The 11786-nt window shown below is 65.2% G+C and carries 10 protein-coding genes; 9 read left to right on the forward strand and 1 reads right to left on the reverse strand.

What is annotated here, in order from left to right; genetic code table 11:
* Positions 1 to 186 precede the first annotated feature (186 nt).
* Both AC5LXX_RS00340 and AC5LXX_RS00345 read left to right on the forward strand, forming a co-directional pair.
* Positions 187 to 639: a lytic transglycosylase domain-containing protein gene (locus tag AC5LXX_RS00340; RefSeq protein WP_124454578.1), complete on the forward strand. Its 453-nt coding sequence runs from the start codon at positions 187 to 189 to the stop codon at positions 637 to 639.
* Between the two features lie 159 nt (positions 640 to 798).
* Positions 799 to 2112 (forward strand): GTP-binding protein, encoded by a 1314-nt coding sequence (locus tag AC5LXX_RS00345; protein WP_493410156.1) that lies wholly within the window; start codon positions 799 to 801, stop codon positions 2110 to 2112.
* A gap of 129 nt (positions 2113 to 2241) precedes the next feature.
* Here the strand turns inward: AC5LXX_RS00345 and AC5LXX_RS00350 are convergent, their stop codons facing one another.
* Entirely contained in the window at positions 2242 to 2520 is a 279-nt protein-coding gene (locus tag AC5LXX_RS00350) for an HU family DNA-binding protein (RefSeq protein ID WP_006401505.1), read from the reverse strand.
* Positions 2521 to 2908: 388 nt separating this feature from the next.
* On the opposite strand from AC5LXX_RS00350, the gene mnmC reads away from it, so the two are divergent.
* From mnmC to AC5LXX_RS00385, 7 genes are all read left to right on the forward strand, one after another.
* Positions 2909 to 4840: a bifunctional tRNA (5-methylaminomethyl-2-thiouridine)(34)-methyltransferase MnmC2/FAD-dependent 5-carboxymethylaminomethyl-2-thiouridine(34) oxidoreductase MnmC1 gene (gene mnmC / locus AC5LXX_RS00355; RefSeq protein ID WP_493410157.1), complete on the forward strand. Its 1932-nt coding sequence runs from the start codon at positions 2909 to 2911 to the stop codon at positions 4838 to 4840.
* A gap of 672 nt (positions 4841 to 5512) precedes the next feature.
* Positions 5513 to 6727 (forward strand): cation:proton antiporter, encoded by a 1215-nt coding sequence (locus AC5LXX_RS00360; protein WP_493410158.1) that lies wholly within the window; start codon positions 5513 to 5515, stop codon positions 6725 to 6727.
* A 14-nt stretch (positions 6728 to 6741) separates the two neighbouring features.
* Entirely contained in the window at positions 6742 to 7857 is a 1116-nt protein-coding gene (locus tag AC5LXX_RS00365; RefSeq protein ID WP_493410159.1) for a YbdK family carboxylate-amine ligase, read from the forward strand.
* 507 nt (positions 7858 to 8364) lie between these two features.
* A complete protein-coding gene (locus tag AC5LXX_RS00370) occupies positions 8365 to 9003 on the forward strand; it encodes a MarR family winged helix-turn-helix transcriptional regulator (protein ID WP_174388678.1) in 639 nt (212 codons plus the stop codon).
* Between the two features lie 28 nt (positions 9004 to 9031).
* Complete coding sequence (locus AC5LXX_RS00375) at positions 9032 to 9742, forward strand: glutamine amidotransferase (protein WP_493410160.1); 711 nt, start codon at positions 9032 to 9034, stop codon at positions 9740 to 9742.
* A gap of 213 nt (positions 9743 to 9955) precedes the next feature.
* Complete coding sequence (locus AC5LXX_RS00380) at positions 9956 to 11068, forward strand: NADH:flavin oxidoreductase/NADH oxidase (RefSeq protein ID WP_493410161.1); 1113 nt, start codon at positions 9956 to 9958, stop codon at positions 11066 to 11068.
* Positions 11069 to 11247: 179 nt separating this feature from the next.
* On the forward strand, positions 11248 to 11778 hold the full coding sequence (locus AC5LXX_RS00385) for an SET domain-containing protein (protein WP_493410162.1): 531 nt from the start codon (positions 11248 to 11250) through the stop codon (positions 11776 to 11778).
* The last annotated feature ends 8 nt before the right edge of the window (positions 11779 to 11786 follow it).

Consider the following 11786-nt stretch of genomic DNA (forward strand, 5'->3'; position numbering starts at 1 on the left):
ATGCCGGCCATCGCCTCCCGATTCGCGATGAACCGACATGGAAATGCGGTATAACCGGGCTGCCGTATTCCTGCCTGTCGCAATCTGGCGGTCTGCCGGTATGATACGGGCGGCGCGTTTCTCGTCGCACGAATAACAGGCACGGGTTTTCCCGACCTTCGCGCAATTCCTTTTCGTTTCCGCACGATGAACAGACGACGGTTCGCTTCGATCGCGTTGATCGCCACTGGCGCGTGGTTCGCCAGCGCAAACGCTCGTGCGGATTGTTTCGACGAAGCCGCTAAATATCAGCAGGTCAATCCGCTGATCCTGCGCGCGATCGCGTGGCAGGAATCGCGCAACCGGCCCGGCGCGCTGAACAAGAATACGAACGGCTCGGTCGACTACGGCCTGATGCAGATTAATTCGATTCACCTGCCCGCGCTGTCGCGCTACGGCATCGGCCGCGATACGCTGATGGAACCGTGCAAGAACGTCTACATCGCCGCGTGGCACCTGAAGCAGAAGATGAACCGCTACGGCAACACGTGGCAGGCCGTCGGCGCCTATCATTCCGAAACGCCGTCGCTGCGCGACAAGTATGCGCGGCAGATCGCCGGCATCCTGTCGCAGTGGAAGCTGCTGCCGCCCGTGCAGTGACGTTGCGCCGCATCGCGGCCCGACGCGGTGCCGGCCGGCCGGCGCGCGTTTGATGCACAATGCGGATCTCACGCCGCAACTTCGCCCGTCCGCGGGCCGATCGCGCCCCGGAAGGGCGCCGCGGCCGCTTTTTCATCTTCTCCGTTGGTGCATATCATCATGAATCCGGCAATGACCCAGCCGTTGCCCGTCACCGTGCTGTCCGGCTTCCTCGGTGCCGGCAAGACCACGCTGCTCAACCACGTCCTCGCGAACCGCGCGGGCCTGAAAGTCGCCGTGATCGTCAACGATCTCGCGGCGGTCAACATCGACGCGTCGCTCGTGCGCGACGCGCAGGCGCTGTCGCATGTCGAGGAACGCCTCGTCGAGATGTCGAACGGCTGCATCTGTTGCACGCTGCGCGACGACTTGCTCGTCGAGATCCGCAACCTCGCATCCGAAGGCCGTTTCGACGCGATCATGATCGAATCGACCGGTATCGCGGAGCCGATGCCGATCGCCGAAACGTTCACGTTCGTCGACGACGACGGCACGTCGCTGTCGACCGTCGCGCGGCTCGATACGCTCGTTACCGTGGTCGACGCGTACAACTTCCTGCGCGACTACGGCTCCGACGATGCGCTCGCGACGCGCGGCATCGCCGCGTCGGAAGAAGACGACCGCACGCTCGTCGAGCTGCTGATCGAGCAGATCGAATTCTGCGACGTGCTGGTGATCAACAAGGCCGACCTCGTCAGCGCCGACGATCTCGCGCGCCTGCAGCACATCCTCGCGCGGCTCAACCCACGTGCGCATCAGGTCGTGTCGACGTTCGGCAACGTGCCGCTCGACGAAGTGCTGAACACCGGCCGCTTCGATTTCGACGAAGCCGCGAACGCACCGGGCTGGCTCGCCTCGCTCGATCACGATCACACGCATTGCGACGATCCCGACTGCCATGACGAACATCATGCGCACGTGCATGGCGAAGCCGACGAATTCGGCATCGGCAATTTTGTTTACCGCGCGCGCCGGCCGTTTCACCCGGCACGGCTCTGGGCGCTGCTGCATCAGGAGTGGCCGGGCGTGCTGCGCAGCAAGGGCTTCTTCTGGCTCGCGACGCGCAACGACATCGCGGGTTCGCTGTCGCAGGCGGGCGGCGTGTGCCGGCACGGTCCGGCCGGGCTCTGGTGGGCCGCGCAGGACCGCACGGAATGGCCGGACGACGACGAGCTGCTCGGTGAAATCCGCGCCGAATGGCTCGGCGATCTCGACGATCGCACGGTCGGCGACCGCCGTCAGGAACTCGTGCTGATCGGTATCGCACTCGACGCCGATGCGTGGCGCGCGAAGCTCGACGGGTGCCTGCTGACCGATGCGGAATTCGCACTCGGCGCGGCGCAGTGGACGGCGTTCGACGATCCGTTCCCGGCATGGGACGTCGATTCGCACGACGACGACGATCACGGCGACACGCAGATCGTGCACCCTTGAGCGCGTCGTAACGGTTTGTAAAAGTAACCGTTAACTTTTGCAAGAGCGGCGCGGACTGTGGCAAAAATGCCGCGCGCGCCCAACAAAAAACCCGCCGAAAGGCGGGTTTTTCTTGGAACAGGCGCTGGTTTAACGCTTGTTGACGGCGTCCTTGAACGCCTTGCCAGCCGTGAACTTGACCGTCTTGGCTGCCGGGATCTTGATGGTTTCGCCCGTCTTCGGGTTGCGGCCCGTACGTGCTGCGCGCTTGCCCGAACCGAAGCTGCCGAAGCCGATCAGCTGAACCGCATCACCCTTCGACACGGCCTTCTTGATGACTTCGAGCAGCGTGTCCAGCGTTTCGCCGGTTTGAGCCTTGCTGGCGCCCGTTTGGGCGGCGACGGCGTCGATCAGTTCCTGTTTGTTCATTAAGGTTCCTTTATCAGGTTAGGTTGACACGAACAGCGCGAACGCGCCGATTATACGTGCGCGAACCGTGCCGTCGAGAGTCAGACTCCGACGGCACAGCGCCGAATCCTGGCCCGCGCGACGCGCCCTCCGGCTTGCCGGCGGCCACCCCGCGGTACGGCGTTGCTATGATAGCGCAGCGCAAACCCAATAACGACAAGGGTTTCAAAGATTTTCATCGGTATTTCGCCGAATGAATCGTCGATTGCCCGTTTTTTGACCTGCGCCAACCGGACAGGATACGCAGCGCGGTCCGACCGTGCGCCGCCCCGTTGCCCTTTTCCAACGGCCGGTCGGACGGCTCCGCGCAATCCCTTGCCAGGCTTGGCTGCCACGTTTTTTGTTTCGCATGCCCGACCGACTTGTACCCGCCACGCTCGCGCTTCGCGACGACGGCACGCTCGTCTCGCCCGAGTTCGGCGAGCTCCATCGCAGTGCATCAGGCACGCTTGCGCATCATGCGTTCGTCGCGGCAAACGGGCTGCCGGCACGCTGGCGGCAGCGTCGCACGTTCACGATCGTCGCGACGGAATTCGGCGCGGGCGCCGCCTTCCTCGCGACCTGGGCCGCATGGCGCGACGATCCCGCGCGCTGCGACCGACTCCATTTCGTCGCGGTCGAACCGCATCCTTTCTCGCGCGACGACCTGCGTCGCGCGGTTTCCCATCTGGTTGCGGATACAACTATCTCGGCAAAAGCGGATGCCGATGCATTGATCGACGTATGGCCGATGCTCGTGCCGGGCCTGCACCGGCTTGAATTCGACGAAGGGCGCGTGGTGCTCACGCTCGCGTTCGGCGCTGCGATCGACATGTTGAAGAAGCTCGTCGTGCGCGCCGATGCGTTCTATCTCGACGGCGCTGCATCGTCGGCCGATGTGATCCGCGCACTCGCGAAAATGGCCGGCGACGATGCAACGTTTGCAACGCGTGCACGTTCCGACGAGATGCAGCACGCGCTCGGCGAAACGGGTTTCACGTGTCGCGAAGTCGACGATCGGCTCGTCGGCGAATATGCGCCGCGCTGGCGCTCGCGCCGGCACGAGCCGCCGCGCGCACTGCCTGTCGCGACGCGTCGAGCGATCGTGATCGGCGCGGGCCTTGCCGGTTGCGCGGTCGTCGAACGCCTGGCCGCACGCGGCTGGGACGTCACGTTGATCGAGCGGCACGAACGGATCGCAAGCGAAGCGTCGGGCAATCCGGCCGGCGTGTTTCATCCGCTGATGACACGCGACGACAACGTCGCGAGCCGGCTCACGCGCAGCGGCTTCCTGCACGCGATCGCACGCTGGCGCGCGCTCGAACGCGCGGGGCATGCGTTCGCGCGCAGCACGCACGGCATGATTCATCTCGCCGAATCGGCCGACGACTTCGCACGGATGCGCGATGCATTCGATGCGTTCGGCGCGCCGTCCGACTATGTGACGCTGCTCGATACCGGCGCCGCACGTGCGCACCTGAACCTGCCGGTCGCGCATGGCGGCCTGCTGTTTCCGCACGGGGGCGCCGTCTGGCCGGCCGCGCTGTGCGCCGCGCAATACGCGGCAGCCGGCGAGCGCGTGCGCCTGCTTGCATCTACCGGCGTCGCGCGGCTCGAGCGGCGCGGCAATGCATGGCATGCGCTCGACGATACGGGCGCGACGCTCGCCGAAGCGCCCGTCGTCGTGCTCGCGAACGCGGGCGACGCCGCGCGTCTCGCCGGGTTGCGGCATGTCGCGCTGCAACCGGTACGCGGGCAACTGACGCTGCTGCCGCCGGGCACCACGGCGCCGCTGCCGTGCCCGACGATCGGCGACGGTTACGCGGTGCCGCTCGACGACGGCACGCTGCTGATCGGCGCCACGTTCGAACCCGACGACGTCGATCCCGCGATGCGCACGGCCGGCCATGTCGAGAACCTCGATCGCGTACGACACCTGCTGCCGGGCCTGATCGGCGACCTGCCGGATCCCGCTACGCTGCGTGGCCGCGTCGCGTTTCGCTGGGTCGTCGGCGACCGCCTGCCGCTGTTCGGTCCGCTCGCCGACGAAGCGCAGGCCCTCGCGAATGCGCGCGCGCTGGGTGGCGCGCAGGCGCGCGATCTGCCGCGCACGCCCGGCCTCTACGGCGCATTCGGCTTCGGCTCGCGCGGCCTCGTATGGGCGGCGCTTGGCGCCGAACTGATCGCATCGCAACTCGAAGGCGAGCCGTGGCCGCTCGAGCGCGAACTCGCCGACGCCGTCGACCCCGCACGCTTCCTGATCCGCGCCCTGCGCGCGCGCCGCGCCGGTTCCACTGGCTGACCGGCACGCTAATCGCTCACAGTTTCCCGATTTTCCCGTGCAAGGTTATCCACTCGACACTGTGGATAACCGCGCGGAATCCGCGCGCACTTCGTGTGCAATCACAGTGGACGTAAACTGGGCAACTCGGCACAGCTGTGCAACGGCCCGAAAGTTGCTCAACTCAAATGTCTGTGCACGAACAGCCTGTGCAACCGGTTATGGTTTCGCCAAGGCATTGATCCGTCAGCGTAAACCGAAGTTATCCACAGAACTGTGCGTCCTTTGTTAACTTCTACTACGTATATATACAAGTAAACCTTTGAAACCAAAGACCTGCAGTGCCGCACAGCGCCGCGAGTCGATTCAATCGGTTCCGGAGCGAAAAAGCTGTGGCACAATCGGTTTCCTTCGCGTTCGTTCGGCCAGGCGCCGGACATGCTTCAATGGAACGGTCGGCACGATTTCGAATCTGAATCATCGAGATCTGCGCAGTCCGTTCACACACCAGGCCGACAATCCAGATCGGCAACCTGAACGACGTTCCGCCCTGTGGCGGAACAGGCGGATCCCATGTACCGCCGTCGTCGAGCACAACAATCACATTCGGGGCGATTCCCAGCCGGCGCGCATCCATTTCTGACGCTTGAACCCGTGTCGCTGGCGGTTGCTTCCAAAGGAGAAGTCACCACGATGAAGTCGGCGTTCTCATTCCTGCCCAACTGGCCGCTTGCGCCGGATGCCGTGTTCTGGGCCGGGCTCGCGCTGTTTGCGGCCGGCCTGTGCGGCGAGCTTTGCTATCGCGCATGGCGCCTGCCGCGCATCACCGGTTATGCGGTGATCGGTCTCATCGCCGGGTCGTTCGGATTCGGCGTGATCGATGCCAGCACCGACGAAACGTCGCGGCTGCTGATGAATGTCGCGCTGGGCCTGTTGCTGTTCGAACTCGGCAGCCGTCTCGACCTGAAATGGATTCGCCGCAATCCATGGTTGATCGCATCGAGCCTCGCGGAGGCGACGCTGACGTTCGTGCTCGTGCTGTTCGTGATGCTCGCGCTCGGCGTGTCGGGCATGGTCGCGCTCGTGCTGTCGGCCATCGCGATCGCGACGTCGCCGTCGATGGTGATCCAGCTCAAGACCGAACTGCGCGCGGAAGGGCAGGTGTCGCAACGCCTCATCACGCTGACCGCGCTCAACAGCGTGTACGCGATCGTGCTGACCAAGCTCGTGACGAGCTGGCTTCACCAGGAAGCGTACGGCAACGTTTTCGCGACGATCCTGCAGCCGCTCTACCTGATCGTCGGTTCGTTCATCGTCGCGTACCTCGTCGCGCGTTCGTGCAACTACCTGTTCCGCCACATGACCTCGACGATGCGCGACGAGCATTCGTTCGTCGCGCTGTTCGGGCTCGTGATGCTCGCGATCGCGGTCGCACAGGCGTTGAAGCTGTCGACGCTGCTCACGCTGCTGCTCGCCGGCATCATCGTGAAGAACCTCGAAGCGCGGCCGCAGCTGTGGCCCGAGCATTTCGGCACGGCCGGCTGGCTGCTGACGGTGGTCCTGTTCGTGCTGACGCTCACGTCGTTCACGTGGGGCGACATCGCGCTCGGCGGGCTGCTCGCGATCGTGCTGATCGTCACGCGGCTCGTCGCGAAGCTGGGCGGCGTCGCCGCGTTCGCGAAGCCGAGCGGCCTCGGGATGAAGCAGGGCATCGCGCTCGGCATCGCGCTCACGCCGATGTCCGCGCTGTCGTACCTGCTCGTCGACGATACGTACCAGCTCTACCCGAATTTCGACCCGCACCTGCGCGCGATCGTGATGTGTTCGATCGTGATCCTGCAGCTCGTCAGCCCGTTCGTCGTCTACCGCTGCCTGTCGGCGGTCGGTGAACGCAGCGACAGCAACTGATTCCGGAACCTGCCATGGCACTCGAAACCTTCGTCAATTCCGAACCGTTCACGTTCGGCGTCGAACTGGAGATCCAGGTCGTCAACACGCACAACTACGACCTGACCAAGGCTGCATCCGACCTGATGCGCCTGATCCAGGGCGAGACCTTTCCCGGCAACATCACGCCGGAAATCACCGAGAGCATGATCGAGCTGTCGACCGGCATCTGCCATTCGCACGAGCAGGCCGTCAGCGAGCTGCACGCGATCCGCGACGTGCTCGTGAAGGCGGCCGACCAGCTGAACGTCGGGCTGGCCGGCGGCGGCACGCATGCGTTCCAGCAATGGAGCGACCGGCAGATCTACGATGCGCCGCGCTTCCAGTACATCTCGGAGCTGTACGGCTATCTCGCGAAACAGTTCACGGTGTTCGGCCAGCACGTGCACATCGGCTGCCCCCATCCCGACAGTGCGCTGTTCCTGCTGCATTCGATGTCGCGCTTCATTCCGCACTTCATCGCGCTGTCCGCGTCGTCGCCGTTCGTGCAGAACGTCGACACGGGCTTCCATTCGGCACGCCTGAATTCGGTGTTCGCGTTCCCGCTGTCGGGCCGCGCGCCGTTCGTGCTGACCTGGGACAGCTTCGAGGAGTACTTCACGAAGATGGTGAACACGGGCGTCGTCAATTCGATGAAGGACTTCTACTGGGACATCCGCCCGAAGCCCGGCTACGGCACGATCGAGGTGCGCGTGATGGACACGCCGCTGTCGGTCGACCGCGCGGCGGCGATCGCCTGCTACATCCAGACGCTCGCGCGCTACCTGCTGACCGACCGGCCGCTGAAGCTGTCGGAGGACGACTACCTCGTCTACACGTTCAACCGTTTCGAAGCGTGCCGTTTCGGGCTCGAGGGCACCTGCGTGAATCCTCAGACGGGTGAGCGCCGCACGATCGCGGAAGACATCCTCGATACGCTCGACCGGATCGCGCCGCATGCGGCCGCGCTGGGTTCGCGCGCGGCGCTCGACGAGATCGGCGCGCTCGCGAAAGCACGCGTGAACGACGCATCGTGGTTGAGAACCGTTTTCAAACAGGAAAAATCGCTGAACGAGACGGTCCGGCAGCAGTGCTTACGTTGGCGTGAATGAAAAAATGTTTTGCAGATTGCAGGCTCGACCGCGTCGCGATTCGCTGAATGACGATCGGAACCATTTCGGGCCGAAATCGTTGCCAGCCGTCCTGAAAATCTGTGGATAACTCAATATTCCGCTGCAAAGTCAACGATCTGTGCGCGGGATAACCCGGTGGATCGATGCCATTCGACCGATGGCCGATCCGAACAGGAAAATGCTGGCGCGCCCCCTTCAGCGGGCGCGCGGCATTGCAGGCACAACGAAAAATTTCAGTTATCCAGCGATTTTCCACAGAATGCAGGGGATAACTTAGCTGTGCGATTTTCCGCTCTCGCTTAGAATGTCGGCTTTGCGGACACCGGAACGACGCGTGTCTCTCCGGTCGCCGCGAACGCGACCGCCGCGTGTGCCTCGCGACGGCCGTGCTGACGCACTCGAGAGAGAGCGTCTGTTTTGAGATAGACATTCGATCTCCACACTACGGCCGCTCGGCAACCCGGGCGGCGGCAAAGCGAAAAGACTATGAGCGAAGGCGTTTACGGGAACCAGGCTGCGGGACGTGTGACCCACAGCCTGCTGCGGTTGAGCACGGCCATGCGGAGCGAGGCATGGGATTGGGCGGAAGGCGCTGGCCTCACGCCGACACAGGGCGAGATTCTCGTGCTGCTGCTGCAGCGCAAGGGCCCGATGCGGCTCGGCGAGATCGCGCGCGAGACGCAGCTCACCGCGGCCACCACGAGCGATGCGGTCAGCACGCTCGAGACGAAGGGGCTCGTCGAGAAGCGCCGTGCGCTGGACGACGGCCGGGCACTGGCCGTGCGCCTGTCGGCGCGTGGCCGCACCGCCGCGAAGAAGGCGCTGCAATGGCCTGAATTCCTGACGAAGGCGGTCGGCAAGCTCGGCGCGGACGAGCAGGGCACGCTGTATCGCGCGCTGCTGAAGACGCTGCGCGAGCTGCAGGTGGCCGGTGCGACGCCGCCGCAGCGCATGTGCTTGACGTGCGCCCACTTCCAGCCGGGCAAGCTGTCGAAGAAGACCGTGCATCACTGCGCGGCGCTCGACATCTCGATGTCGGACAGCGATCTGCGTCTCGACTGCTCGGTGCAGGAAGAAGCCGACGCGGCGACGCAGAAAAAGACCTGGAAGATTTTCGCAGGCTGACGTCCGTCGATCGACCGGGAGGCCGATGATGAACGCTGAAGTCGTGGCGATCCGCCATGTGCATTTCGAGGATCTCGGAAGCTTCGAGCAGGTGCTCGGCGAACGGGGGAGGCGGGTGCGCTATGTCGACGTCGGATCGTCGCGGGTCGAGGTGCTCGACGTGCTTGAGCCGTCGCTGCTCGTCGTGCTCGGCGGGCCGATCAGCGTGTACGACGATGCGCAGTATCCGACGATTGCGCCGCTCCTGGCGCTCGTCCGGCAGCGCATCGACGCAGGGTTGCCGATCCTCGGCATCTGCCTCGGTGCGCAGTTCGTCGCGCGGGCACTCGGTGCGCGCGTCTATCCGGCCGCGCAGCATGAACTCGGCTGGGCGCCGCTGGCGCTCACCGATGCCGGCCGCGCGTCGCCGCTGCGTCATCTCGATGGCGCGGTAACGTCGATGCTCCACTGGCACGGCGATACGTTCGACCTGCCGGGCGGGGCGATCCATCTCGCGTCGACACCGGCGTGCCGCCACCAGGCGTTCGCGTGGGGGCAGCACGTGCTGGCGCTGCAATGCCATCCGGAAATCCGCACCGACCGCTTCGAACCCTGGCTGATCGCGAACGCCGGCGAAATCGCGGCGATGCCCGGCATCGACGCACGCCAGTTGCGTGCCGATACCGCGCAGCACGGCCCCGTGCTCGAAACGGCCGCGCGGCGCATGTTCTCGGATTGGCTGGACGGCGTCGGGGTGTAGCGCTGCGGGCGGCCCCGCCCGCCTCGAAGGTTGGGTCCGGCCTGCATCCGTTGCAGGCCGGCGCATTGCTGTACGCCACGCTTTTTCCGCATCGCCGGCACGTTGCCGCCGGCCCTGCCTGACCATCCGCTTACGGCCGGTTGCGCCGCCTGCACGCTTCAAGCCTGCGTGCTACGCTCGTCCGCTCTTTCCCTTCCCAGGCGAGCGGCTTCCATGACTGCGCTGTTTTCCCCGTTCACGCTGCGCGGCGTGACCCTTCCGAACCGGATCGTGATTTCCCCGATGTGCCAGTACTCGGCCGAACGCGGTGAAGCGACCGACTGGCACATGATTCACCTCGGCCATCTCGCGCTGTCGGGTGCGGGGCTGCTCTGCATCGAGGCGACCGCGGTGGAACCCGACGGGCGCATCACGCACGGCGACCTCGGCCTCTGGGACGACGTGACCGAAGAAGCGCTGAAGCCCGTGCTGGCCGCGATCCGCAAGCATTCGCCGGTCCGCATCGCGATGCAGCTGTCGCATGCGGGGCGCAAGGCGTCGAGCGCCGTGCCGTGGGAGGGCGGCCAACTGGTATCGGTGGCCGACGGCGGCTGGCTGCCGCACGGGCCGTCGGCCGTGCCGCACAAGGACGGCGAGACGCCGCCGCTCGCGCTCGATGCCGCGGGCTTGAATCGGATCCGCGAAGCGTTCGCGGCCTCGGCGAAGCGTGCCGCGCGGCTCGGCATCGACGCAATCGAAGTGCATGCGGCGCACGGCTACCTGCTGCACCAGTTCCTGTCGCCGCTCGCGAACCAGCGCACCGACGAATACGGCGGCTCGCTCGAAAACCGGATGCGCTTTCCGCTCGAGATTTTCGAGATCGTGCGCGCGGCGTTTCCGGAGGACCGGCCGGTCGGCGTGCGCGTGTCCGCGACCGACTGGGTCGAAGGCGGCTGGGAGCTCGACGATACGATCGCGTTCGCGCACGAGCTGAAGCGGCGCGGTTGCGACTGGATCGACGTGTCGTCCGGCGGCGTGTCGCCGCTGCAGAAGATTCCGTTGTCGCCTGGCTACCAGGTGCCGTTCGCGCAGGCCGTGAAGCGTGCGGTCGGCATGCCGACGATCGCGGTCGGCCTGATCAACGAGCCCGAGCATGCGAACCGGCTGATCGAAGCAGGCGATGCCGACTTCGTCGCGATGGCGCGCGCGATGCTGTACGACCCGCGCTGGCCGTGGCATGCGGCGGCCGAGCTCGGCGCGCAGGTGACGGCGCCGCCGCAATACTGGCGTTCGCAGCCGCGCGAGTACAAGGCGTTGTTTGGCGACATCGCGTTCGGCCAGCGTTGAGCGTCCGGCGCGCAATATTGAGCGCGATGTTGAACGAAGCAATCGTGAACGTGTAGGATGCGGGTGATTCGCCGCATGCCCCGACGCGGCACCGACCGGTGCCGCGTTTTCGTTTGGCGCGACGCCGGGCCGGGATCGCGGCCGCTTCCATTCAAGTCGTCTTCACAAGGATTCGTTCGATGAGTTCACGCAGGATCGCGGTGCGCCGCTCGGGAGTACACGGCAAGGGCGTGTTCGCCGTGGCGCCGATCAAGGCCGGCGAGCGCGTAGTGGAATACAAGGGCGAGCGAATCTCGTGGAAGGAAGCGCTGCGCCGCCATCCGCACGACCCGAGCGAGCCGAACCATACGTTCTACTTCGCACTGGACGAAGGCGGCGTGATCGACGGCAAGATCGACGGCAACAGCGCGCGCTGGATCAACCACTCGTGCGCACCGAACTGCGAAGCCGAGGAAGTCAAAGGCCGCGTGTTCATCCATGCACTGCGCGACATCGGGCCGGAAGAGGAGCTGTTCTACGACTACGGCCTCGTGATCGACGCGAAGCTGACGAAGACGCTCAAGCGCGAATACGCGTGCCATTGCGGCGCGCCGTCGTGCCGCGGCACGCTGCTCGCGACGTCGGACGAAGGCGGGAAGAAGAAAAAGAAGAAGGACAAGAGGGACGGCAAGTCCGAGTCCAAGTCGAAGGACAAGAAGAGCAAGAAGTAAGACAGGCG

The organism is Burkholderia torrens (assembly GCF_984668525.1).

What these genes read in the sequence shown, in the direction of transcription:
- AC5LXX_RS00380 (WP_493410161.1), top strand. Translation starts at nt 9,956, where the DNA reads ATGACTGCGCTGTTTTCCCCGTTCACGCTGCGCGGCGTGACCCTTCCG.
- AC5LXX_RS00385 (WP_493410162.1), top strand. Translation starts at nt 11,248, where the DNA reads ATGAGTTCACGCAGGATCGCGGTGCGCCGCTCGGGAGTACACGGCAAG.
- AC5LXX_RS00340 (WP_124454578.1), top strand. Translation starts at nt 187, where the DNA reads ATGAACAGACGACGGTTCGCTTCGATCGCGTTGATCGCCACTGGCGCG.
- AC5LXX_RS00365 (WP_493410159.1), top strand. Translation starts at nt 6,742, where the DNA reads ATGGCACTCGAAACCTTCGTCAATTCCGAACCGTTCACGTTCGGCGTC.
- AC5LXX_RS00375 (WP_493410160.1), top strand. Translation starts at nt 9,032, where the DNA reads ATGAACGCTGAAGTCGTGGCGATCCGCCATGTGCATTTCGAGGATCTC.
- AC5LXX_RS00360 (WP_493410158.1), top strand. Translation starts at nt 5,513, where the DNA reads ATGAAGTCGGCGTTCTCATTCCTGCCCAACTGGCCGCTTGCGCCGGAT.
- AC5LXX_RS00345 (WP_493410156.1), top strand. Translation starts at nt 799, where the DNA reads ATGAATCCGGCAATGACCCAGCCGTTGCCCGTCACCGTGCTGTCCGGC.
- AC5LXX_RS00370 (WP_174388678.1), top strand. Translation starts at nt 8,365, where the DNA reads ATGAGCGAAGGCGTTTACGGGAACCAGGCTGCGGGACGTGTGACCCAC.
- mnmC (WP_493410157.1), top strand. Translation starts at nt 2,909, where the DNA reads ATGCCCGACCGACTTGTACCCGCCACGCTCGCGCTTCGCGACGACGGC.
- AC5LXX_RS00350 (WP_006401505.1), bottom strand. Translation starts at nt 2,520, where the DNA reads ATGAACAAACAGGAACTGATCGACGCCGTCGCCGCCCAAACGGGCGCC.